Below are 23,644 nucleotides of genomic sequence, written 5' to 3'. Positions count from 1 at the left end.
GAAACACTATGCGCGACAAGCGAATGAGCCTCGACGAGGTCGTCGGCGAGCTCCGCAGCGGCATGACCATCGGCATCGGCGGCTGGGGTTCCCGGCGCAAGCCGATGGCGTTCGTGCGCGCCCTGCTGCGTTCGGACATCACCGATCTGACCGTCGTCACCTACGGCGGCCCGGATCTGGGCCTGCTGTGCTCGGCGGGCAAGGTGCGCAAGGCCTACTACGGCTTCGTGTCCCTGGACTCCGCGCCGTTCTATGACCCGTGGTTCGCGAAGGCCCGCACCGAGGGTGCGATCACCGTGCGCGAGATGGACGAGGGCATGGTCAAGTGCGGTCTGCAGGCCGCCGCGGCCCGCCTGCCGTTCCTGCCCATCCGTGCCGGATTGGGTTCTGCCGTCATCGATTTCTGGGAGGGCGAGCTCGAGACCGTCCAGTCCCCGTACGCCGATGCCGACGGCCGCCGCGAAACCCTCGTCGCCATGCCCGCTCTGAACCTGGATGCCGCCTTCGTGCACCTGGACCTGGGTGACAAGCACGGCAATGCCGCCTACACCGGCGTCGATCCGTACATGGACGACCTGTACCTGCTCTCCGCCGAGAAGCGCTACCTGTCGGTGGACCGTCTCATCGAGACCGAGGAACTGGTGAAAGCCGTTCCGACGCAGGCCCTCATCCTCAACCGCATGATGGTCGACGGGGTGGTCGAGGCCCCCGGCGGCGCGCACTTCACCTTCTCCGGCAGCTACGGCCGCGACGAGAAGTTCCAGCGCCACTATGTCGAGGCCGCCAAGACGCCCGAGTCGTGGGCCGAGTTCAAGGCTCGCTACCTGGACGTGTCCGAGGCCGAATACCAGGCCGCCGTCAAGGCTTTCGCCGAGGAGCAGAAGTAATGACAGACACCACCACGATCACTCGGGCCGAGATCTGCGTCGTCGCCGCCGCCGAGATCTTCCGGGGCGCGGGCGAGATCATGGCCTCGCCCATGTCCACCGTCACCACCATCGGCGCGCGGCTGGCGCGGCTCACCTTCGAGCCGGACCTGCTGCTGTCCGACGGTGAGGCGCTGTTCTTCGCCGAGATCCCGCCGATCGGCGGCAAGGCGCCCATCGAGGGCTGGATTCCGTTCTCGAAGGTCTTCGATGTGGTGAATTCCGGTCGCCGCCATGTGGTCATGGGCGCCAATCAGATCGACAGGTACGGCAACCAGAACTTGTCCGCGTTCGGTCCGCTGCAGCAGCCGACCCGGCAGATGTTCGGTGTGCGCGGCGCGCCGGGCAACACCATCAATCACGCCACCAGCTACTTCGTGCCCAAGCACAACAAGCGGGTGTTCGTCGACCAGGTCGACATCGTGTCCGGAATCGGTTACGACAAGGTCGATTCCGAGAATCCGGCCTACCGCTTCCACCACCTGCACCGGGTGGTCTCGAACCTGGGCGTGTTCGACTTCAACGGCCCGGACCACACCCTGCGCGCGCTGTCGCTGCACCCGGGTGTGACCGCCGACGAGGTCGCGGAGAACACCTCCTTCGAGATCGCGGGGCTGACCGAGGCGGGCGAGACCCGTTTGCCCACCGAGGAAGAGCTCACCATCATCCGGACCGTGCTGGATCCCAAGGGCTTCCGTGAGAAGGAAGTGACGGCATGACCGCGCAACGGCTCGAGACGCCGCTGACCGAACTGGTCGGCATCGAGCACCCGATCGTGCAGACCGGCATGGGCTGGGTCGCCGGTCCGGGCCTGGTCGCGGCCACCGCGAACGCGGGCGGCCTCGGCATCCTCGCCTCGGCGACCATGACCCTCGACGAACTCGAGGTGGCCATCGCCAAGACGAAGGCCAAGACCGACAAGCCCTTCGGCGTGAACATCCGCGCCGACCTGTCCGACGCGCCCGACCGCATCGACATGATGATCCGCGACGGCGTGAAGGTGGCCTCCTTCGCGCTGGCTCCCAAGAAGGAGCTCATCGCCAAGCTCAAGGACAACGGCGTGGTCGTCATGCCGTCCATCGGCGCGGCCAAGCACGCGGTCAAGGTCGCCTCCTGGGGTGCGGACGCGGTGATCGTGCAGGGCGGTGAGGGCGGTGGCCACACCGGTTCCGTCGCGACCACGCTGCTGCTGCCGTCCGTGCTCGACGCGGTCGACATCCCGGTGGTCGCCGGCGGTGGTTTCTTCGACGGCCGCGGTCTGGCCGCCGCGCTGTCCTACGGCGCGGCCGGTGTCGCCATGGGCACCCGCTTCCTGCTCACCCAGGACTCGAGCGTCCCGGACTCGGTCAAGCAGGAGTACCTCAAGCGCGGACTGCAGGACACCGTCGTCTCCAAGAAGGTCGACGGCATGCCGCACCGCGTGCTGAACACCGAACTGGTGGACAAGCTGGAGCATTCCAGCGGCCTGCGCGGACTCACCGCCGCCGTCTCGAACGCCGTCAAGTTCAAGAGCATGACCGGCATGAAGTGGTCGACCATGATCAAGGACGGCATCGGCATGCGGAAGCAGAAGGGCCTCACCTGGTCCCAGGTCATCATGGCCGCCAACACCCCGATGCTGCTGAAAGCCGGTCTGGTGGAGGGCAACACCCACGCGGGCGTGCTCGCCTCCGGCCAGGTCGCGGGCATCATCGACGACCTGCCCACGGTGCAGGACCTCATCGACCGCATCATCACCGAGGCCATCGAGCGCATCGACAGCCTCAACACCTACCGCGTCACCACCACCGCCTGACGCGTCCCCGAACGTGCGCGGCCACCACAGCCCGACCGCGCACCCGGATCCGGCCAACCCTCGGATCCTTGCGCGCGCCCATCCGGCGCGCGCCGAGCCGTCCCCGGAACCTCTCGCCCGGGGGCGGCTTCGCGCGTTTATCGACTCATGACGCAACGTTGGGGCGCCTTTGTGCGGAATCCATGTCGGGTCGTCGGGGCACCTGCGAGTTAGCTGCCTTTTGCCTGATTTGTCAGCTTTCGTACGAGGTTTCAGACCTCACAGTTGTTCTGTTCCGACGGTGAGGACTGGCCCAAAGCGCCTGGCCCAGGCCAATTGGCCTGGGCCGCTGGTGATATTGGGTACATGGGGTGTCGCGCAGGCGTACGGTTTGTGAGCCCCCCTAATGCAATCGGGGACTTGCGCGGATTGCCGTTGTGACCGGTACGATGGCCGCGTTCCGCAACGGTCCGGCAATCGGGGCGACAGTGTGAGCTCGAGACCTGTCCCGATCTGCCTGGTGCGGATCGGGATTCCGTACCCCTGGTGCGGAGCAAGCCAAGCGCGCGGTATCTGATGAGGGGATGGCTGTCGCATGATCGTCGATCGTGCAATGCGCCTGGTGGCAGTGATCGCAGCTGTCACCGGTTCGGCGCTGCTCGCGCCCGCGGTTGCCGATGCACAGCCCGGGGGCATCCCGCTCGATCCCGTACCCGCGGGCCAGGATCCGACCCTGCCCGCGCCCGTCGGTTCGCAACCGCAGGCGCCCGCCGTCACGCAGCCTCAGGCAATCGGTGCCACTCGTCCGCAGCCCGTCACCCCGGTGGCCGGGCCGCAGGATCTGCTGTCCATGCTGCTCGCGCTCGGAACCGGCTCGGCCGGTGTCGGTTCCGCCGGTGTCGGCTCGGCCGCGGTCGGTTCGGCCGGACTGGGCACCGTGCTGGGCGGTACCGGCTCCGCGGCCCTGGGCGCCGGGTCTGCCGTAACGGGTTCCGCCGGTGCGGGATTGGGTTCGGCCGTCGGCGGTACCGGCTCGGCCGGGGCGGCCACCGGTTCGGCCGCGCTCGGAACCGGTTCCGCCGCAGTCGGTTCCGCCGGTCTCGGGACCGCGGGCGTGCTCGGCCTGGGTTCGGCGGGCGTCGGCTCGGCGGGCGTGGGCACCGGTTCCGCACTGCTGAGTGTGCTGCTCGGCACGGGTTCGGTGGCAACCGGTTCGGCCGCGGTGGGCTCGGCCGCAACGGGTTCGGCCGGGCTGGCCGCGTTGTGCACCGGTTCGGCCGCGGTCGGTTCCGCCGGAATCGGTTCCGCCGGTGTGGGTTCCGCGGTCGGTGCACTCACCGCGACGGGCTCGGGTGTCGGTTCGGCCGGGGCGGGTTCCGCCGCGGGTTCGGCCGATCTCGGATCGGCCGTGGTGGGTTCGGCGGGGCTCGGTTCGGCGGGGCTCGGTTCCGCCGCGGTCTGCGCCTCGCCACTGCTGCTGTTGCTGATCCCGCCGCCCGCCGCACCTGCGGTGCCGCCGGTGCCGCTGGAGATTCCGCAGCCCCCGGCCGTGCCGCAGTTGCCCGCCGTCGTGGCGCCGGCGGCCGCGCTGCCCGAGCCGGAGGTCGCACCTGCCGCGCCTCCGCCTCCGCCGCCCCCCGCGCCGGCACCCGCTCCCGTTCCCGTTCCGGCCCAGCCGAATCCGGATGTGAAGCCGACCTCGAACACCAGCCCGCTGCCGCCGTGGAAGCCACTGTCGGTGCTCGGCGGGCTGATCGCCATGGCGCTGGTGGGCACCGGCTCGGGCGCGGTGAGCTTCCAGAGCGCGTCCGCGGCCCAGGCGCGCGTCGATGCCGCGCGCGCTGCTTTCTTCGGACCGAGGGTATGAGAGGACCGCGATGACCGGGAGCAAGGCTCATAGCATCGGGTCCTACCGCCGGGTGGCCGCCGCGGTGGACGCGGTGTGCGCGGTGGCCGCCGATTTCGACGCCACCGACCTGGACGAGGTGGTGCTCGCCATCTCGGCGGAGCGGCGGCGGATCATCGAGATCGCCAGTGCCCAACTGGGTCCGGGCGTGTGCGGCCAGCGCCGCAGCTATCCGGACCGGGATGTGATCGTGCTGGCGCAGTCGCTGCCCAGTCGTGAGCACACCCTGGCGCACGAGCTGGGGCACATCGTCTTCGACCATCCGGGCGAGGCGGCGACCGAGGTGGTGCTGGAGGCCAGCGACGATCTCATCGCCTACATGCTCAGCCAGCGCGCGCATCAGAAGGCCATCGATCTGGGCGACGACGAGCAATGCGAGTGGGAGGCGGAGACTTTCGCGAGCATGCTCATGACTCGCCTGCGCGTTTTCAACAGCCGGGGCGCGGGCGTCTCGGTCCTTCGATTCGATGAGGCGTTGGGATGACCGAGTCAGGGGATGCGGCATGACCTTCTGGGTGACGGCCATGCTGGTGTGGATGGCCTCGGGTGCACGCGTCGGGCGCGTGCTGGTGAAACCGGCGACCACCGCGCGGGTCGCGATCGTGATCGCGGTGGCCGCGGTGGCGCTGGCGGTGACCGTCGGCGTGCCGGAAATCGCTCTGGCCGTTGATCATTCGGCGCCGGGTGGCGTGCACGGCCAGTGGCTGGGCGACCGGGTGGTCACCGCGGCGTGGATCATGTTCGCGACCGCTACCTCGGTGGTGGCGGCCGCGGCGTGGCCGGTGGTGTCGCGTCGCAATCTGCGACAGATCGGCATGATGATCTACACCGGCGGCGCGGTCGCGATGATGCTCACGCTGCTCTGGTCGCTGACCCTCGGCTGGGTGATCGTGCTGCTGGAGTGTGTGTTCATCGTGATTACCGGTGTGCGCAACCTGGATTGGACCACGCTGGGCCGCGGCATCGCGCTCTACACCAGCGGTACCGCGGTGGTCGGCGTGCTGGCGGCGATGTCGATTCGCCGCGAGATGCGCGACGAGCCGCTGCCGAAGCCCGGCGACGAGGGCTGGTTCTGGCCGATGTGGCAGATCGCGGCCATGCTCATCGCCGTCGGCGCGGTGTGGATCGTGATCGAGCTGTGGTGGCGAGCCCGGGTGCTGCTCAAGCAGATTCACACCCTGCACCGGGTGTTGATCGCGCGCTTCCCGGAGGTGGTGGCGCATGAACAGACCGGATCGGGCACGCAGCTCAAGGCTTCCGATCAGGTCGCGCAGATCATGGACGCGCTCTATCTGCAGTCCGGTGGCGGAGTGGAGCTGGCCGCGGCGGCGGCGCCACCGGTCTCGGTGGCCGAGCGCGCGCAGCGGGTGGCCGAGTGGTCGCGGAATCCGTTCGGCGAGGTGGTGATCGACGGTCGCTGGATCTCGCCGCCGGCGGGGGTCAGTCCGCGTGGCTGGGTGCAGGCCATCGCCCGCGCCTACGACGCGATGACGGCCGCGTCGCCGAGCACGATTCAGGGCTCTGCGCAACGGTAGTCATTACTTTTCCATTACTATTCGGCCGGATCTGCGCATTACCCCTCGGTGGCCTCCGAACTTGATCACGCGGAGATCACCGACTCAATTGCGATCTTGTCGCAAATGCGCAAGTCCCGTACCGCGCGCGATTGCCAAGGGCGTGGCATTCCGGCGGGCCCTGCGCGATGAGACTTCGTATCCGAGGTTTCGTCTCATCGAACCCGTCGTGCGCAGTACGGGACTTTGCTTGTCAGTAGATGTTGTCACTCTTGCTTGTCGCAGATGATGCATTGGGGGCCGAAACATCCACAGTGCACAAAACGACATAGTGCACAAAACAACTCATTAGACCGACCGGACTCGCCCAGTTGGTGTTATGCCAGGTTTGTGCATACTGCACCAGCGCAGGGGTCTACGCCACATGGACTCAGCACGCTGAGACCGGTGCAACATCCTTCACTCGAACCGAATGGTCCGGCGGGTCACCGGCACTGCCCTGCAAGCAGTGCCGGTGACCCGTTCATGTCCAGTCCGGAGCAAGCCCTGTAACAAACCAACACAGTGCGGCCTCCGAGCTAGCCGCACTGTGTTGCTCTGTGGCAGTGCCTATTCCGTGCCGTCCGGAGGAATTTCGGGCAGTCCTTCGCTTGCCCGCAACTTCTCCGCCATGGAGGTGAGGAGGTTCTGAGATTCTTCGGACAGGTCGAACGCCCTACTCGACAGACGACGGAGTCCGTAGCCCTGCAGCTGGGACAGCAGCTCGAGATCGTGATCGATCTTCGCCGCGTAGATGTCGTTGAAGAAGTAGTCCGGCTTGACCTTGAAGAACTTTGCCAACGCTGCCACCGTCTCATCCGACGGGTTCGTGCGCTGTCCCGACCGCAACTGCGACAGATACGGTTTCGAGATCGGATGGCCGGATGCCGTCAAGGCGGCCGCCACCTCTGCGTTCGTGTGCGGCTTACGCCCCGGGGGATGCACGGTTTCGAACAGCTTGTTCAGCCGCGCCGCGAAATCAGCCATTGTGAGCCGCCCAATTCCCTTCGCTGTACTAACAGTCGTTATCTCGGATACGTATCATTGATATTAGCGGCTCAGTAACTGAAAACCTACGCCTGATTCGCGATTTCCTTGAAGCTTCTAGGCGGTCATCCGCTTGACCCGCTGTGGCTTGGGCGTTTGCGGGCTAACCCTACGGTTCTTGCCGAGCGCTTAAGAGCCCCGGTTCTGGCCCGTCGCGAGGCTCTTCCCGGACGGGCCACGGGTAGCCACAAGATAGCTGACGTCTCATCTTCCTGTCGCTGCCGCTGAGCATGTGGCGTACGCCACGTTTTGCGGCCAGCAGGATGAACGTTCAACCTGGCCGAAAATCATTGAGGGACTAGATCCGTTCGATGATCGTGCCCGTCGCGAGGGCGCCGCCACAGCACATCAGGACCATGGCGGTGGTCTTGTCCGTGCGCTCCAGCTCGTGCAAAGCCGTTGTGATCAAGCGGGATCCGGTGCTGCCGACCGGGTGGCCGAGCGCGATGGCGCCGCCATTGACGTTGACGCGATCGAAATCCGGCTTGTGCACCGAGGCCCACGACAGCACCACGGACGCGAAAGCCTCGTTGATCTCGAACAAGTCGATGTCGGAGATGCTCATGCCGCTGCGCTCGAGCAGTCGCTCGCACGCCTGCACCGGACCATCCAGGTGGAATTCGGGCTCGCCGCCCACCAGGCACTGCGCCACGATGCGGGCGCGCGGGCGCAATCCCTCACGCTGCGCGGCCTTTTCGTCCATGAGCAGCACCGCGGCCGCGCCATCGGAGATCTGCGAGGAGGTGCCGGCGGTGTGAATTCCGCCCTCCAGCACCGGCTTCAGCTTCGCCAGGCCCTCGCGGGTGGTCTCGCGCAGACCCTGGTCGCGGCTGATGTCGGCGAACTCGCCGGTGAGGTTGCCCTCCTTGTCGACCTGCGGCGCGTTCTTGATGGTCAGCACCTCGCGGTCGAAACGGCCCTCCGCCCACGCCTGCGCGGCCAGTCGCTGTGAGCGCTCACCCAGCTCCTCGACATCGTCGCGAGTGATGCCGCGCCGCTTGGCGATTCGCTCGGCGGCCTCGAACTGGTTGGGCATGTCGATGTTCCAGGACGCGGGCCGGCGCGGGCCGGCATGCGTTCCGACGTTGGCGCCCAACGGAACATGGCTCATGGACTCGATGCCGCAGGCCATGCCGACCTCGATGGCGCCGGTGGAGATGAGCCCGGCCACCAGGCCCGCGGCCTGCTGCGCCGAACCGCACTGGTTGTCGATGGTGACCGCGCCGGTCTGCCACGGCAGCCCGGCGTGCAGCCAGGCGGTGCGGGTGACGTTGTTGCCCTGCTCGCCGACCTGCATGACGCAGCCGCCGATGACCTGTTCGACCAGCGCCGGATTCAGTTCCGCGCGCTCGAGCACGCCCTGCTGTGCCGCGCCCAGCAGCTCGGCGGCGTGCAGGCCGGCCAGCCAGCCATTGCGCTTGCCGATGGGCGTGCGGGCGGCCTCGACGATGACGGGAGTACCCATGTCTTTCCTTCCGGATTAGAACTGCAACGAGTTCACAACCAGTAACGTAAGCCTGTTCCGGACCAATACCTAGTCCCTTCTCTTGTTTTACCTCCTGTGCTTCAATAGCGGTAGAACGTGTTTCAGTTGGTCAAAGGAGACTGCTGGTGGTCGACACTGCAGCCCGGCCCGATGTGCCGGATGGATTCGATGTCACCGACCCGGAAATGTGGGCGCACCGGGTCCCGGTCGAAGAACTCGCCGAACTGCGCCGCACCGCCCCCATCTGGTGGAACCCCAAGTCGCCGGAGGTCGGTGGCTTCACCGACGACGGCTTCTGGGTGCTCAGCAAGCACGCCGACGTCAAGACCGTCTCGCGGCGCGACGACGTGTTCTCCACCTATGAGAACACCGCCATCCCGCGGTTCCAGGACGACATCACGCGCGAGCAGATCGATCTGCAGCGCTTCGTCCTGCTGAACAAGGACGCCCCGGAGCACACCAAGCTCCGCAAGATCATCTCCAAGGGTTTCACCCCGCGGGTCATCAACGGCCTGCGGGCCGAGCTGACCGCCCGGGCCGAGGCCATCGTGAAGGCCGCCGCCGACTCCGGCACCGGTGACTTCGTGGAGCAGGTGGCCGCCGAGCTGCCGCTGCAGGCCATCGCCGAACTGATCGGCGTGCCGCAGGAAGACCGCATGAAGTTGTTCAAGTGGTCCAACGACATGACCAGCTACGACGATCCGGACAGCGACGCCGACCCGGTGACCGCCTCCACCGAGATCCTCGGCTACTCGTACCAAATGGCCGAGGCCCGCCGGGCCTGCCCGGCCGACGACATCGTCACCCAGCTCATCAATGCCGACATGGACGGCGAGGCGCTGCTGCCGGAGGAATTCGGCTTCTTCGTGATGATGCTGGCCGTCGCGGGCAACGAGACCACCCGCAATGCCACCACGCACGGCATGATCGCGTTCATGGAGAACCCGGACCAGTGGGAGCTCTTCAAGAAGGAGCGGCCCAAGACCGCCGCCGACGAGATCATCCGCTGGGCCACCCCGGTCAGCTCGTTCCAGCGCACCGCGCTCGAGGACGTTGAAGTCAATGGCGTGCAGATCAAGAAGGGTCAGCGGGTCGTGCTGTCCTACCGCTCGGCCAACTTCGACGAGGAGGTGTTCGAGGATCCGTACACCTTCAATATCCTGCGTGATCCGAACCCGCACCTGTCCTTCGGCGGCACCGGCGCGCACTTCTGCATCGGCGCGAACCTGGCCCGGCTCGAGATCGAGATCATCTTCAATGCCATCGCCGACCACATGCCCGACATCTCCAAGCTCGGGGATCCGCGACGGCTGCAGTCCGGCTGGCTCAACGGCATCAAGGAATTCCAGGTCGACTACAAGACCTGCCCCGTGAAGCACTGAGCCGCAGATGATTTGATCCGCTCCGTTCCCCTCTCACTCCTCGGGGCGGAGAAAAAGGAAGCGGGCGACTGGTTGAATCCAGTCGCCCGCTTCGTCTTTCGTATGCCGGACCGAGGGCCTAGGCCTTCTTCATCGTCGACATGGCGCGCTCGGTCTCCCAAAAGGCGCGCAGGGCAAGAATTTTCCCGTCCTCGTCGACCTTGTAGGTGAAGACCCCTTCCGCGTCGACGATATGACCGCCCATGGTGGTGCGGATGCGGCCCGTGTAGGCCACCTCACGACCGCAGGCGAAGGAGTCGTCGAAGAGGAACTCGATGGACTCGGTGGGGGCAATCGCCGTGTCCCAGAAGGCCGCGATGGCCTCCGCGCCGCGATGCCCGACGCCCTCGGGATCGAAGAAGGACGGCCCGATGGGGTCCTCCACGATCCCGTCGGCGGCGAACAGCGCCACCCAGGCCTCCTTGTTCTTCGCCCGCACCGCGGCCTGCGACGCCGTGCCCGCTACCCGGGCCGGGTGTTCGGTCGTGGTGGTCACGGCTGCTCACTCCCGACCACCCACATCGAGAAGTACTGCGAGCCACCGCCGTACGCGTGGCCGTAGGCCTTGCGGGCGTTCTCCACCTGGTAGTCGCCGGCCCGGCCCATGACCTGCTTGGCGGCCTCGGCGAAGCGGATCATGCCGGAGGCGCCGATCGGGTTGGAGGAGAGCACGCCGCCGGAGGGGTTGACCGGCAGCTTCCCGCCGATGGCGGTCTCCCCGGCGTCCGTGAGCTTCCAGCCCTCGCCCTCGGGCATGAAGCCCAGGTTCTCCAGCCACATGGGCTCGAACCACGAGAACGGGACATAGATCTCGGCCGCGTCGATCTCCTCGAGCGGGTTGGTGATCCCGGCCTGCTTCCACAGCGCCTTGGCGGCTTCCTGACCGGCCTTGGGGTTGACCTGGTCGCGGCCGGCGTAGGCGAGCGGCTCGGTGCGCATGGCGGTGCCGTGCACCCAGGCCACCTTCTTGCCCTGCGCCTCCACGGCCTTGCCGGACGCCTCGTCACCGATCACGATGGCGCAGGCGCCGTCCGAGGACGGGCAGGTCTCGTCGAAACGAATAGGGTCCCACAGCATTTGGGAGGACATCACCGATTCCAGGGTGATGTCGGGCTGGTGCAGGTGCGCGAACGGATTGCGCGCGCCGTTGCGGCGGTCCTTCACCGCGACCATGGCGCCCACGTGCAGCGGGGCGTTGGAGCGGCGGATGTAGGCGCGCACATGCGGGGCGAAGTAGCCGCCCGCGCCCGCGCCGACCGGCATGGTGAACGGCACCGGATTCGACAGCGCCCACATGGCGTTGGACTCCGACTGCTTCTCCCACGCGATGGCCAGCACCTTGCCGTACACGCCGGCCTGCACCTGGTTGGCCGCGACGATCGCGGTCGAGCCGCCCACCGAACCGGCGGTGTGCACCCGGAGCAGCGGTTTTCCGGTGGCGCCCAGGGCATCCGCGAGGAACAGCTCCGGCATCATGGAGCCCTCGAAGAAGTCGGGGGCCTTGCCGACCACCACGGCGTCGATATCGGCCATGGTCAGGCCGGAGTCCACCAGGGCGCGGTCGATGGCCTCGCGGACCATACCCCCCATGGATACGTCCGACCGTTTGGTCACGTGATGGGTCTGTCCGGTGCCGAGCACCGCGGCGGGGAAAGTCATCGTGCCTCCAGGGTGGCAACCAGGTTCTGCTGCAGCGCGGGGCCCGAACTGGCGTGGGCCAGTGCGCGATTCGCGGTGCCGTTGATGATTTCGGTGGCGGCGAAGCCGATGCGCTCCAGGCCCGCGGCGAACATCGGATTGCCCGACAGCGGACCGCCGGACGGATTGATCCGGGTGGTGCCGTTCAGGCCGATGGCCTGCTTCAGGATCAGCTCCTCGTGGCTGAACTGCGCGTGCAGCTCGGCGATGTCGAAGCCGCTCGCGTCGCCGCCGGTGACGGCGTCGGCCGCCTTCTTGGCCGAGGCCGAGACCGTCAGGTCGCGCGCACCCAGCACCGGCGTGTCGATGTAGTGGGCCATTCCGGTCAGCCAGGCCGGACGCTCGCACAGCTCGCGGGCGCGATCGCCCACGGCCAGCACGATGGCGGCCGCGCCGTCGGTGATGGGCGCGATGTCATGGGCGCGGAAAGGATCGGCGACCTTCGGTGCGGCCAGCAGCTTTTCGGCGTCGGATCCGGTGCTGCGCGCGGCCACCGCGGCCATGTCCGACTCGGTCCAGCGGCCCGCGTCCAGGCCCGCGCGGGCCTGCAGGCCGGCGATGGACACCGAGTCCGGCCACAGCGGCGCGACCAGGTACGGGTCGGTCTGCAGGGTGAGGATCTGGCGCAGGGTACCGGCCGAGGCCTTGCCGAAGCCGTACACCAGGGCCGTCTCGGCCTGTCCGGAGCGCAGTTTCACCCACGCCTCGTACAGCGCCCAGGCCGCGTCCATCTCCACGTGCGACTCGTTGATCGGCGGCACCGCGCCGATGGAGTCGATGGCCGAGATGAACGAGAAGGCGCGTCCGGCAAGGTAATCCGAGGAACCGGAGCACCAGAAGCCGATGTCGGAGACCCCGATGCCGAGCTTGGCGTAGAGCTCCTGGAAGCAGGGCGCGAGCATCTCGACGCCATTGGTGGTGCCGAAGGTCTCCGGCACGTGCGGCGCGTGCGCGAAGCCCACGACCGCGATGTCAGTTGCCTTGTGGTTCAAGGTGGTTCAGCGCCTCTCTACAGGTGGTGCGCGAAGCTGTCGTAGTCGGCGTCGGGTTCGCCGGTGGGCCGGAAGTGGTCGATATTGGCCATGGACAGGCCCCACTCCTCGCGCGGCTTCCACACCGCCTCCACCCGCATACCCATCCGGACCTCGGTTGCCTCGACGCCGAGCACCAGGTGCAGGAAGGGGATGTCGGCGCCGTCGAGCAGCACGTAGGCTGCCACGTACGGGGGCTTGAGGCGCTGGCCCATGAACGGCACGTTCACGATGCAGAAGGTCGTCACGATGCCCTTGTCGGACACCTCGACGTAGTCGTCGGTCGGCGAGCCGTCGCGCGGGTCGGCGCCGCGCGGCGGGAAGTACACCTTGCCGTCCATCCGGGCGCGGGCGCCCAGCAGGCGGCCCTCCATGAGCGCCTTCAGGAAGACGGCCTCCTGCGGGGCGGCGGTGTGCTTGATGGAGAAGTCGACCGGGGTCACGATGCCGGTCACCGGTTCGAGGTCACTCGCGGAATCCGCCGGGGCCGTGGAGGTCTCACCCGGTTCGAAGGCCGCGATGTCGTGAATGTCGCCGGTGCGCTCGGCGGCCCAGCGCGCCCGCACCCGCATCCCGGTGGCGATGTCGGCCGGGGAGGCCACATCCACCGCGTGCAGGATGGCGGTGTCCGCGCCGTCCAGCTTGATCAGCGCGTAGGCGAAGGGCCGGTCGAAGGGCTGGCCGCGCACCGGCTCGGCCACCCACGACCAGGTCTGGACGGTGCCGACGTCGGACACGCCGACGAACTCCGACAGCGCCTCGCCGGTGGCCGGATCGAATTCCGCGGGCGGCACGATCACGCGCCCATCGGAACCCCGCACCCCGACGACCTTGCCGGATCGCAGTTCCGTCAGGAAGCGACCGATGATCGGACCGGTGGAGCGGGTGTAGTCGAATTGCATCCGCAGCGGTGCGGACAGTATTTCGGTGTTCCCCAGAGTCACGAGATCGAGTAGAACAGGTTCTAGTGACGGTGGCAAGAGTACGGGCTGCGGCCCTGACGACCGGCCCCGGATGTTCTAGGAAGGACATGGAAATGCGCTTTGGTTTGCAACTGGGATATTGGGGCGCGCAGCCGCCCGCCAATCACCGGGAACTGGTGCTGGCCGCGGAGCAGACCGGCTTCGACGCCATCTTCACCGCGGAGTCCTGGGGATCGGACGCCTTCACGCCCCTGGCGTGGTACGGCTCGGACACCAGCCGGGTCCGGCTGGGCACCTCCGTCGTGCAGATGTCGGCGCGCACCCCGACCGCCACCGCCATGGCCGCGCTGACCCTCGACCACCTCAGCGGTGGCCGGCACATCCTCGGGCTCGGCGTCTCCGGTCCGCAGGTGGTGGAGGGCTGGTACGGGCAGCCGTTCGCCAAGCCGCTGGCCCGCACCCGCGAGTACGTCTCGATCGTGCGGCAGGTGCTGGCCCGCGAGGGCAAGGTGACCAGTGCGGGCCCGCACTACCCGCTGCCTTACTCCGGATCGGGCGCAACGGGATTCGGCAAGCCGCTCAAGCCCATCACCCACCCGCTGCGCGCGGACCTGCCGATCTGGCTCGGCGCGGAGGGCCCCAAGAACGTCGCGCTGACCGCGGAGATCGCGGACGGCTGGCTGGCCATCTACTACACGCCGCGGCTGGCCGACATGTACAACGAGTGGCTCGACGAGGGCTTCTCGCGCCCGGGCGCGCGGCGCTCGCGCGAGGACTTCGAGATCGCCGCCACCGCGCAGGTGATCCTGACCGATGACCCCAAGGCCGAACTGGATCGGCTGCGCCCGTTCATGGCGCTCTACATAGGCGGCATGGGCGCCGAGGAACTCAACTTCCACGCCGAGGTGTACCGGCGCATGGGCTATGGCGAGCAGGTGGACGAGATCACCCGGCTGTTCCGCACCGGCCGCAAGGAGGAGGCCGCGGCGGTCGTGCCCGACGAGCTGATTCTCGACACCACCATCATCGGCAACGAGGCGCAGGTGCGTGAGCAGCTGAAGGTGTGGGAGCAGGCCGGCGTCACGATGATGCTCGTGGGTGTCCGTGACGTGGCGCAGTTCGAGGCACTGCGCCCGCTGATCGAGTCGCAGGGGCACTGAGTCGCTCGCAGGGGCACTGAGTTGGTCGCAGGGGCACTGAGTTGGTCGCAGGGGTACTGATTCAGCCGTGGAACTAGTTCCAGAAATCCGGCCTCGAAGAAGCGCTTCGCGGCCGGTTGGAAAGGGCGCGCCCCGGTGAGTGGGTCGCGCCCTTTCGCATCTGTTCCAATTCAGCGTAAGTCGCCGTAGGGTGTGACGGGGGGCACATCCGGTCACTGGACCAAAGCCGAATCTGTGGCTTGTCACACACAAGAACACGTTCTATTTTGAAGCAGTGAGCTACAACATTGCGGACCTTGTCGAGCACACCATCGACCTCATGCCGGAACGTGTCGCGCTGGTTGACGACGCTCGTTCGGTGACCTACGCCGAACTCGAGGACCGAGCCAACCGGCTGGCGCACTACCTGCAGGATCAGGGTGTGCAGCCGGGTGACAAGGTCGGCGTGTACTCGCGCAACACCATTGAGGCCGTGGAGGCCATGGTCGCCATCTTCAAGGCGCGGGCAGTCATGATCAACGTGAACTACCGCTACGTCGAGAACGAGTTGCAGTACATCTTCGAGAACTCGGATATGGTCGCGCTTATCCACGAGCGGCGATACAGCGACAAGGTGGCCAATGTGCTGCCGAACGTGCCGAAGATCAAGGCGGTCGTCACCGTCGAGGACGGCACCGACCTGCCGCTGCCCCCGACCGCGGTGGAATACGAAGCGGCGCTGGCCGGCTCGCGCGGCGAGCGCGATTTCGGCGAGCGTTCCGCCGACGACATCATGATGATCTACACCGGCGGCACCACCGGCATGCCCAAGGGCGTCATGTGGCGGCAGGAGGACTGGTGGCGCGTCCTCGGCGGCGGCATCAACTTCTACACCGGTGAATTCATCCAGGACGAGTGGGAGCAGTCCAAGGGCGGCGCGAGCGGCAACTCGCCGATGGTGCGCTACCCGATTCCGCCGCTGATCCACGGCGGCGCGTTCACCGCGACCCTGCACAGCCTGTTCGACGGCGGCAAGGCCGTCATGCTGCCGGAGTTCAGCGGACACGGTGTGTGGCAGGCGATTCAGCGGCACGGCGTCAACATGATCTTCATTACCGGCGATGCCATGGCCCGTCCGATGCTGGACGCACTGGCCGAGGGCAATGCGGAAACCGGTGAGGCGTACCAGCATTCGAGCCTGTGGGTGCTGGCCAGCAGCGCGGCGCTGTTCTCGCCCGCGCTGAAGGACCAGTTCATCGAGAACTTCCCGAACGCGCTCATCACCGACTCCATCGGCTCCTCGGAGACCGGCTTCGGCGGTCTGGCCGTGGCGGCCAAGGGCGCCACGCACACCGGCGGCCCGCGGGTGAAGATCGACGGCTCCACCAAGGTGATCGACGAGGAGGGCAACGAGGTCGCGCCCGGCTCCGGCCAGGTCGGCATGCTGGCGCGCACCGGCAACATCCCGCTCGGCTATTACAACGACCCGGTCAAGACCGCCGAAACCTTCAAGGTGTTCAACGGCGTTCGCTACTCCATCCCCGGCGACTTCGCCCGCGTGGAGGAGGACGGCACCGTCACCATGCTGGGCCGCGGCTCGGTGTCGATCAACTCCGGTGGCGAGAAGATCTACCCCGAAGAGGTCGAGGGCGCGCTCAAGGCGCACCCGGAGATCTTCGACGCGCTGGTGGTCGGCGTGCCGGACGAGCGCTGGGGCCAGCGGGTGGTCGCGGTCGTGCAGTGCCGCGGCGGCGCCCGCCCGACGCTGGAGGAGCTGCGCCCGACCCTGGTCAAGGAGATCTCCTCCTACAAGATGCCGCGCAGCCTGTGGTTCGTGGACGAGATCAAGCGCTCGCCCGCGGGTAAGCCGGACTACAAGTGGGCCAAGGCGCAGACCGAGGCCCGCGAGGCCGACCACCACGCCCAGGCCTCGAATACCAAGTAACGCGGCTCAGCTCGTGGTGTGTGCCGGTGCCCGTCTGCGATCGGAGACGGGCACCAGCCTTTTCGCGGGTGTTTCTTGTCGGTGGGCTGTGCGACGCTGTCTGGCATGAGCGAGAAGGTGGGCGGCACCGTTTCCGACGATGTACTGCGGTCTTTCGAGGGGCATCGGCGGGAGCTGTGCGCCTACGCGTATCGAATGCTCGGGTCCTCGTTCGAAGCCGAGGACGCGGTGCAGGAGACCTTCACGCGGGCGTGGAAGTCCTACGACTCCTTCGAGGGCCGGTCCAGTCTGCGGTCCTGGCTGTACAAGATCACCACCAATGTCTGTCTGGACATGCTGGACGGTCCGCAGCGCCGCGCCAGACCCATGGATCTCAGTGGTCCCTCGACCCCTGATTCGCAGCTGCCCCCGCCGGAGCCGGATTACGTGTGGGTGGAACCGATTCCGAACGCCCTCGCCTTCGGCGCCGATCCGGCCGAGGCCGCCAGCGCGAAGGACACGCTGCGCCTGGCCTTCGTGGCGGCGGTCCAGCATCTGCCTGCCAGTCAGCGCGCCATCCTGATCATGCGCGAAGTGCTGCGCTTCTCGGCGGGCGAGACCGCCGACATGCTCAATGTCTCCCCGGCCTCGGTGAACAGCGCCCTGCAGCGGGCCCGCGCCACCATGTCGAAGGTGCAGGAGACGGCCACGGTGTCGGACCCCTTCGACGAGAGCAACGAGCAGCAGCGCAAACTCGTCGACGATTTCGTCAAGGCCTTCGAGGCCTACGACATGGACGCCCTCACCGACCTGCTGAAAGCCGATGTGGCCCTGTCCATGCCGCCGTTCTCGCTGTGGATCTCCGGTCCCGAGAACGTGGCCGCCTTCATGCTCGGCACCGGCCACGCGTGCCGCGACTCCCGCCTGGTCCCGCTGGCCGGCGCCAACGGGCTACCCGCCTTCGGCCACTACAAGCCGAGTGACGAGCCCGGCCGCTGGATCCCGTGGTCCATCACCACTCTCGAACTCGACGGTGACCGCATCTCCGGTCTCACCTTCTTCCTCGACACCGAGAAGCTCTTCCCGCTGTTCGGCCTGCCCATGGAGCTGGGCTCGAACTAGGGCGGGCTCGTCACGGCCGTCGCCGCGCTCCGGTGGTATTCCGCGGGCCGGTCACCCTCCGTCCACATCTCGGACGGCGGTGGACTCCGGCCCGCGGACCGGCTTGGCGCGCAACCTCCGTCGAAAGACGGAGGACATCGGTGGCCGTCGCTGATCGCCGTTGATCGGAGGCTCCGCACGAACTAGCCGGTTCCCCTACCCTCACGGTCGGCGCCACCACCGGTCAAGATCGGCGACTCACCCGTTTTGGGTGACACCCAGCGCATGCAGTCCATCCGGAACACTGATATCTCGCCGGTGCCCGGGGCGCGGACCACGGCGGTGTGTTCGCTGAACCCGCCGGCCGGGAATCGAAATATGCTCTCCCACAGGTGCTCACGAGAGGTGCGTGATGACGGTAGAGCTGCACGCGGACGAGCTGTGGGCGGAGAATCTGCGCCGCATGCTGGTGGGGGTGCGTCACGAGGCCGTCATGGCCATCGCCCGCCCCGTCCGCCCGGAGACCGAATACGGTTCGGAGGATACGGTTTTCCGGCAGCTGCACGCCGCCGGCAAGCAGGTCCGACTGCTGTTGTCGGCCGCCTATGTGGGCGCGCGCGGGCGGCAGTCGGTGCTACGGCAGTTCGCGGTCGGCTCGCGGATCCGGGTCACCGACACCGACTTCTGCAATGTGCTGATCGTCGATCGCGAGCGGGCGGCGCTGTGGTCGGCCGCGCCCGGGCAGCAACCGCGCGGCCTGCTGGTGGCCGAACCGGCGCTGCTGGGCGTGGTGCACCAATTCGCCGTCCGCACCTGGCATTCCGCGCGTCAGCTCCGTGATCATCTGGATCTGGGGGAGCGCGGGCTGGACGCGGTGGCACTCGCGGTGGTCGAGCAGCTATACGCCGGAGCGAAGGACGAGACGGCGGCGCGGGCGCTGGGGGTGTCCCTGCGCACCTACCGCCGCTATGTCGCGCAGCTGATGGCCCGCTTCGAGGTCAGCACCCGATTCCAGCTCGGGGTACGGGTGCGTGACCTCGGGCTGTTGAGCAGCTGACCGCACACCCGGTCAGCGGGGACTGCGCATCCCTTCGGCGTGCTCGGCCGCATACCGCTTGGCGGCGGGATAATTCGCCTTGCCGCTGGGCTGCCGCATGACCTCGTCGACCAGCCAATACCCCCGGGGCGCTTTGTATCCCGCGATCCTGGTGCGCAGGTGCGCGTCGAGCTCACCGAGCGCGAGCGCGGCTCCCGGCCGCGGCTGCACCACCGCTGCCACGGCCTGTCCGAAGCGATCGTGCGGAATGCCGATCACCAGGGCGTCGAAGACCTCCGGATGGGATTTGAGAGCGGTCTCGACCTCTTCCGGGAACACCTTCTCGCCGCCGGTGTTGATGCACTCCGAGCCGCGCCCGAGCAGGGTGACGGTGCCGTCGGCCTCATAGCGCGCGTAATCGCCCGGCGCCACATAGCGTTTGCCGTCCACCTCGGCGAAGATCGACCGCGTCTTCTCGGGATCCTTGTAATACCCGAGCGGCACATGCCCGGTCCGCGCCATCCGGCCCACCGCGCCCGGCCGGGGTTCGACCAGGTTGCCGTCGTCGTCGAGCAGGACGGCCTGCGCACTGAACTTCACCCGCGGGCCCTGCGTGTGGTCGACGCACACCGACACCGCCCGCAGTTTGTAGGTCGCGAGCATCGTTTCCAGGGCCTCGGCCGAACTGCGTGCGTACACGCCGACATGATCGCCCGCGCCGATGCCGCAGGCGGCCAGGTGGTGCGCGAGCCGGTTGGCCCGCTCGTCCAGTTCGCGGTAGGTGAAGTGCCGGTCGGCGCAGATCAGGGCGATCCGGTCCGGAACCGCGTCGACGGCGTGCTCGAACAGGTCTGCAACGTTGAAAGCCATGGGTTCACCCTGGTTGGCACCCGGGTGAACCGACACTTCATCGGATGGCAGGAAGCTGCCGATCGGCGGTCAGGCGGGGTAGGTCATGTGGAAGGGCTCCCACTGGTGGCCGTCGAGGTCGAGGAAGGTGCGGCTGTACATGCCCACCTGGGCTTCCTGGGCGCGGCGGTCGGGGTTGAGTTCTTCGGTGCCGCCGGCCTGGAGGGCCGCTTCGACGAGGCTGTCCACTTCGTGGGGGCTGGACAGGGCCAGGGCGTAGACGCCGTTGACGGTGCCGCGGGGGTCGCCGAGGGGGCGGGTGCCGAAGGTGGTGAAGAAGTCGCGGGTCAGCAGCATGACGCAGATGTTGTCGTCGACCACGATGCAGGCGGCATTGCCGTCGGTGAAGTCCTGGTTCACCTTCCAGCCCACGGCCTCGTAGAAGCGCTTGGACCGGTCCAGGTCGGCGACGGGCAGATTGATGAAGATCATCTTGCTCGGCATGGCGGGTCGATCCCTCTCATTCGATGTACTGATGGGGACGAAGCGGGTGCGGAAAACTCATCGGTCGTGCAAGAGTGACTGGGGGAGGTGCCCGATGACTCACAGCTACCTGGTCGCCCTCACCGGGAGCGGCGGAACGGTTCCACCGGAGCTGGGTGTGGTGCGGCGTCTGGTGCGGCGTGGCCATCGGGTGACCGTGCTGGCGGAGGAATCGCTCACCGGCCCGGTGACGGCCACGGGCGCGCGGCTGCGCCCGCGCGCGGGGGCCGGATTCGCCCGTGACACCGCCGACGAAATCGATGCCGAGCGACCCGATCTGGTGCTGGCCTCCTTCTTCGCCTTCGGGGCCATGGTCGCGGCGCAGGCCTGTGAGGTGCCCTTCTCGGTGCTCATTCCCGGCATCTACCCGCTGCCGGTGGAGGGTGGCCCGCCGCCGGGTTCCGGCTTCGGCAAGGCGCACGGGCCACTGGGCCGGTTGCGCGACCGGGTGGTGGGCTCGCTGGTGCAGCGGCGCTGGGACGAGGAACTGCTCCCGAAGCTCAATGTCCTGCGCGCGGATTTCGGGCTGGAGCGGCTGGCCCACTATCAGGATCAGGCGCAGCTGGCGCGCCGGCAGCTGGTGCTGTCCAGTGCGGCGTTCGACTTCCCGGGGCAGGGGCCCGACAGGGTGCGCTGGGTCGGCCCGATCCTCGACGAGCCGGATTGGGTCGAGGGCGCCACATGGACGCAGACCGACGGCGGCGACCCGCTGGTCCTGGTCGCGCTGTCCACCACCTTTCAACGCCAAACCGATTGCCTGCAGCGCATTTCCGAGGCCCTGGGCCAGCTCCCGGTGCGCGGCGTCATCACCACCGGCCCCGCCGTCGACCCGGACGAGCTGCGCGTCCCGCCGAACGTGACGGTCCTGCGCGCCGCCGGGCACCGGGAAATCATGCGGCATGCCAGCCTGGTCGTCACCCACGGCGGCCACGGCACCCTGATGAAGTCCTTCGCCGCCGACCTACCGGTCGTGGTCCTGCCGCACGGCCGCGACAATGCCGACAATGCCGCGCGCGTCCGCGCCCACCATGCCGGAATCACGGTGCCGCGCACCGCGACCCCGCAGCGCATCGCCCGCGCGATCCGCCACGTCCTGCGCACCCCGGCCCACTACCGGGCCGCGGCCGAACTGGGCCGCGCCATCCGCCACGACGCGCGCGGCGAGGCCCTGCTGTACGAACTGGAACCGTCGACGGATCATCACGACCCGGTGGGTGAGCGCATCTCCTCCGTCCGTGAATTCGAATCCTGATGTTTGGCCGGATTTCGCGTTCGACCGGCCGCATATGGCTGGCAGGCCGGGTTTTCGCTGGTTAGCGTGGGCCGCATGGATTTCGTGGCCATTTTGCGCGACAAATTGAGCGAGCTCGGACAGCTGATCACGCCGGGGGTCGATCTGGCCGCACCGGTTCCCAGCTGCGGGGATTGGACCTTCTACGACCTGGTCGACCATGTCGGCCAGGGCAATCTGTGGGTGGTCACCGGTATCCGGGAGGGCCGCGGCGACTATCAGGGCGCACCCGCTCCGAAGGATCCCGTCGAGCTGCGGGCCTGGTACGACGAGACCGTGCAGGCCCTGCTCGAGGCGGTGGCGGTCGCCCCGGAGACCCCGGCCTGGACCTTCACCAAGCTGCTGTCGCGCACGGTCGGGTTCTGGCAGCGCCGCCGCGCCCAGGAGACCCTCATGCACGTGTGGGACGGCAAGAACGCGCTCGGCATCGCGGAGGAATTCGATCCGGCGCAGGCCGCCGACGGCATCGCGGAGGTCTTCGAACTGTTCGCGCCGCGCATGATTCAGCGTGGGCTGGCGAGCGAGCCCGAGGTGGCGATCAGGGTCCGCGCCACTGATACCGGTGCGAGCTGGACCTACGGCCCGGGCACCCCGGTCGCCGAAATCTCCGGCACCGCTTCGGATCTGCTGCTGGCGCTGTGGCAGCGCAAGCCCGCCGAGGACGCGGCGCTGACCTGGCAGGGCAACCGGTCGGCGGGGGAGCGGGTGCTCGCCGGTCCGCTGGTGCCGTAAATCGTTCCCGGACAAAGAAAAACGGCGAGGTGGTGGCCGGTATGGGAGCCACCGCCTCGCCGTCGGCCGCAGTGCAGGGTTCGGCCGAGTCTCCGGGAGTTGGTACCGAGTCTCCGAGAGTTGTTACTGCGCAGCGTCGGTCAGCAGCGACCCGAGTGCGCGCAGGTGGTCGGTGGCGCCGCCGAGGGCGAACTCGTTGTGCTTGGCGGCGGTGAAGTACTGGTTCACGATGTGGTCGCGGTCGATGCCGACACCACCGTGTACGTGCACCACGGTGTGTGCGACGCGGTGGCCCGCTTCGGCGGCCCAGAATTTGGCGGTGTGGACCTCGGCCGCGGCGGGCAGGCCCTCGGCGAGCCGCCAGGCCGCCTGCTGTACGGCCAGGCGCACGCCTTGGACGTCGATGTAGGCGTCGGCCAGGCGCTGGGCCACGGCCTGGAAGCTGCCGATCTTGCGATTGAACTGCTCGCGCTCGCGGGCGTAGTCGGCGACGAGTTCCAGGCCCTTCTCGACCACGCCGAGCTGGGTGGCGGCCAGGCCGAGCCAGGCGCGCTCCAGCAGCCAGGTCAGGATCTCGGCGCCCTGGTCGACGGTGCCGACCAGGGCGGCGGGGGTGCCGGCGAATTCGACCTCGGCCTCGGGGGAGCGGTCGGTGACGATCTGGTCCTCGACGCGCACGGAGGCGTGCGACGGGTCGACCAGGAAGACGGCGGGGGAGCCGTCGACGCTGGCGGACACCAGGATTCGCGCGGCCTGGCGGGCGAAGGGGACCGTGGTCTTGAGACCGGTCAGCTGCCAGCCGTCGCCCGCCATCGCGGTGGTGACCGGGCTGGTGGGCTCCCAGTTGCGCTCCTCGCTCAGCGCGGCGGTGAGGATGACCTCGCCGCGCGCGGCCTGGGCGGCCAGCTCGCGCTGGGACGCGGAGCCGAACTGCGCGAGCGCGCCGGCGCCGAGCACGATCGACCACAGGTACGGCACGGGCGCGACGGACTTGCCGATCTCGCGCAGGATGGCGGTCTGCTCCAGGACGCCGAAGTCGCTGCCGCCCACCGTCTCCGGCAGGGCCGCGGCCAGCACGCCGGTCTCGGCGAGCGAACTCCACAGCGACTCGTCGAAGCGCACGGTCGGGTTGCCCGACGCGTCGGTGTTGCGGTCGAGCTCACGCAGCCGGTCGGCGGTGACCAGCTTGCCGGTGACCTCGGCGGTGAGGCGGGCGAGATCCTGCTGCGCCTCGGTGAGGGTGAAATCCATGATGGTTACCTCG

22 protein-coding genes are annotated in these 23,644 nt (G+C 68.0%); 13 read left to right on the top strand and 9 right to left on the bottom strand.

Annotation, left to right across the window (positions count from 1 at the left end):
- Positions 1 to 8: 8 nt before the first annotated feature.
- From ABZV44_RS03110 to ABZV44_RS03085, 6 genes are all read left to right on the top strand, one after another.
- A complete protein-coding gene (locus ABZV44_RS03110; RefSeq protein WP_354831215.1) occupies positions 9 to 887 on the top strand; it encodes a CoA-transferase in 879 nt (292 codons plus the stop codon).
- Positions 887 to 1,645 carry a CoA-transferase gene (locus tag ABZV44_RS03105; protein WP_354831212.1) on the top strand — a complete coding sequence of 253 codons (759 nt, stop codon included), beginning with the start codon at positions 887 to 889 and terminating at the stop codon, positions 1,643 to 1,645. The genes ABZV44_RS03110 and ABZV44_RS03105 overlap by 1 nt, the downstream gene beginning before the upstream one ends.
- Positions 1,642 to 2,721 (top strand): nitronate monooxygenase, encoded by a 1,080-nt coding sequence (locus tag ABZV44_RS03100; RefSeq protein WP_354831210.1) that lies wholly within the window; start codon positions 1,642 to 1,644, stop codon positions 2,719 to 2,721. Before ABZV44_RS03105 ends, ABZV44_RS03100 begins: the two co-directional genes overlap by 4 nt.
- Before the next feature lie 601 nt (positions 2,722 to 3,322).
- A complete protein-coding gene (locus tag ABZV44_RS03095; protein WP_354831208.1) occupies positions 3,323 to 4,567 on the top strand; it encodes a hypothetical protein in 1,245 nt (414 codons plus the stop codon).
- Positions 4,568 to 4,577: 10 nt separating this feature from the next.
- Positions 4,578 to 5,090 (top strand): ImmA/IrrE family metallo-endopeptidase, encoded by a 513-nt coding sequence (locus ABZV44_RS03090; protein WP_354831205.1) that lies wholly within the window; start codon positions 4,578 to 4,580, stop codon positions 5,088 to 5,090.
- 19 nt (positions 5,091 to 5,109) lie between these two features.
- Positions 5,110 to 6,141 carry a hypothetical protein gene (locus ABZV44_RS03085; protein ID WP_354831203.1) on the top strand — a complete coding sequence of 344 codons (1,032 nt, stop codon included), beginning with the start codon at positions 5,110 to 5,112 and terminating at the stop codon, positions 6,139 to 6,141.
- A gap of 588 nt (positions 6,142 to 6,729) precedes the next feature.
- Here the strand turns inward: ABZV44_RS03085 and ABZV44_RS03080 are convergent.
- Positions 6,730 to 7,146 (bottom strand): helix-turn-helix domain-containing protein, encoded by a 417-nt coding sequence (locus tag ABZV44_RS03080; protein WP_011207048.1) that lies wholly within the window; start codon positions 7,144 to 7,146, stop codon positions 6,730 to 6,732.
- Positions 7,147 to 7,504: 358 nt separating this feature from the next.
- Entirely contained in the window at positions 7,505 to 8,671 is a 1,167-nt protein-coding gene (locus ABZV44_RS03075; RefSeq protein ID WP_354831197.1) for a steroid 3-ketoacyl-CoA thiolase, read from the bottom strand.
- A gap of 206 nt (positions 8,672 to 8,877) precedes the next feature.
- Here ABZV44_RS03075 and ABZV44_RS03070 point away from each other — a divergent pair, with 206 nt between their 5' ends.
- The gene (locus ABZV44_RS03070) at positions 8,878 to 10,074 is read left to right on the top strand and encodes a cytochrome P450 (protein ID WP_354831645.1); all 1,197 of its coding nucleotides are present in this window, start codon (positions 8,878 to 8,880) and stop codon (positions 10,072 to 10,074) included.
- Between the two features lie 118 nt (positions 10,075 to 10,192).
- Here ABZV44_RS03070 and ABZV44_RS03065 read toward each other — a convergent pair whose 3' ends face one another.
- Genes ABZV44_RS03065 through ABZV44_RS03050 form a run of 4 tightly spaced genes read right to left on the bottom strand, consistent with a single transcriptional unit; the run spans position 10,193 to position 13,744 of the window.
- Positions 10,193 to 10,609, bottom strand: coding sequence for a nuclear transport factor 2 family protein (locus ABZV44_RS03065; protein WP_354831195.1), 417 nt, complete (start codon positions 10,607 to 10,609; stop codon positions 10,193 to 10,195).
- On the bottom strand, positions 10,606 to 11,772 hold the full coding sequence (locus ABZV44_RS03060) for a thiolase domain-containing protein (RefSeq protein WP_354831192.1): 1,167 nt from the start codon (positions 11,770 to 11,772) through the stop codon (positions 10,606 to 10,608). The genes ABZV44_RS03065 and ABZV44_RS03060 overlap by 4 nt, the downstream gene beginning before the upstream one ends.
- Positions 11,769 to 12,803: a thiolase domain-containing protein gene (locus ABZV44_RS03055; protein WP_354831189.1), complete on the bottom strand. Its 1,035-nt coding sequence runs from the start codon at positions 12,801 to 12,803 to the stop codon at positions 11,769 to 11,771. Before ABZV44_RS03055 ends, ABZV44_RS03060 begins: the two co-directional genes overlap by 4 nt.
- A gap of 17 nt (positions 12,804 to 12,820) precedes the next feature.
- Positions 12,821 to 13,744 (bottom strand): OB-fold domain-containing protein, encoded by a 924-nt coding sequence (locus ABZV44_RS03050; RefSeq protein ID WP_354831642.1) that lies wholly within the window; start codon positions 13,742 to 13,744, stop codon positions 12,821 to 12,823.
- A gap of 134 nt (positions 13,745 to 13,878) precedes the next feature.
- On the opposite strand from ABZV44_RS03050, the gene ABZV44_RS03045 reads away from it, so the two are divergent.
- The 4 genes from ABZV44_RS03045 to ABZV44_RS03030 all read left to right on the top strand — a co-directional run bounded on the left by ABZV44_RS03045 (position 13,879) and on the right by ABZV44_RS03030 (position 18,986).
- A complete protein-coding gene (locus ABZV44_RS03045; protein WP_354831187.1) occupies positions 13,879 to 14,925 on the top strand; it encodes an LLM class F420-dependent oxidoreductase in 1,047 nt (348 codons plus the stop codon).
- A 274-nt stretch (positions 14,926 to 15,199) separates the two neighbouring features.
- Complete coding sequence (locus tag ABZV44_RS03040; protein ID WP_354831184.1) at positions 15,200 to 16,849, top strand: acyl-CoA synthetase; 1,650 nt, start codon at positions 15,200 to 15,202, stop codon at positions 16,847 to 16,849.
- Between the two features lie 105 nt (positions 16,850 to 16,954).
- Positions 16,955 to 17,950 (top strand): sigma-70 family RNA polymerase sigma factor, encoded by a 996-nt coding sequence (locus ABZV44_RS03035; protein WP_354831182.1) that lies wholly within the window; start codon positions 16,955 to 16,957, stop codon positions 17,948 to 17,950.
- Positions 17,951 to 18,341: 391 nt separating this feature from the next.
- Positions 18,342 to 18,986, top strand: coding sequence for a hypothetical protein (locus tag ABZV44_RS03030; protein ID WP_354831180.1), 645 nt, complete (start codon positions 18,342 to 18,344; stop codon positions 18,984 to 18,986).
- Positions 18,987 to 18,998: 12 nt separating this feature from the next.
- Here ABZV44_RS03030 and ABZV44_RS03025 read toward each other — a convergent pair whose 3' ends face one another.
- Positions 18,999 to 19,835, bottom strand: coding sequence for an AMP-binding protein (locus ABZV44_RS03025; protein WP_354831178.1), 837 nt, complete (start codon positions 19,833 to 19,835; stop codon positions 18,999 to 19,001).
- A 69-nt stretch (positions 19,836 to 19,904) separates the two neighbouring features.
- A complete protein-coding gene (locus ABZV44_RS03020) occupies positions 19,905 to 20,318 on the bottom strand; it encodes a VOC family protein (RefSeq protein ID WP_354831175.1) in 414 nt (137 codons plus the stop codon).
- 94 nt (positions 20,319 to 20,412) lie between these two features.
- Between ABZV44_RS03020 and ABZV44_RS03015 the strand changes: the two genes are divergently transcribed.
- Positions 20,413 to 21,609 (top strand): nucleotide disphospho-sugar-binding domain-containing protein, encoded by a 1,197-nt coding sequence (locus tag ABZV44_RS03015; protein ID WP_354831172.1) that lies wholly within the window; start codon positions 20,413 to 20,415, stop codon positions 21,607 to 21,609.
- A gap of 75 nt (positions 21,610 to 21,684) precedes the next feature.
- Positions 21,685 to 22,380 (top strand): maleylpyruvate isomerase family mycothiol-dependent enzyme, encoded by a 696-nt coding sequence (locus ABZV44_RS03010; protein ID WP_354831169.1) that lies wholly within the window; start codon positions 21,685 to 21,687, stop codon positions 22,378 to 22,380.
- Between the two features lie 123 nt (positions 22,381 to 22,503).
- Here ABZV44_RS03010 and ABZV44_RS03005 read toward each other — a convergent pair whose 3' ends face one another.
- Positions 22,504 to 23,631: an acyl-CoA dehydrogenase family protein gene (locus tag ABZV44_RS03005; protein ID WP_354831166.1), complete on the bottom strand. Its 1,128-nt coding sequence runs from the start codon at positions 23,629 to 23,631 to the stop codon at positions 22,504 to 22,506.
- Between the last annotated feature and the right edge of the window lie 13 nt (positions 23,632 to 23,644).

Origin of the sequence: Nocardia sp. NPDC004860 (genome assembly GCF_040609015.1) — a bacterium.
GTDB lineage: Bacteria > Actinomycetota > Actinomycetes > Mycobacteriales > Mycobacteriaceae > Nocardia.
This window is presented reverse-complemented; position numbering and strand designations above follow the sequence as displayed.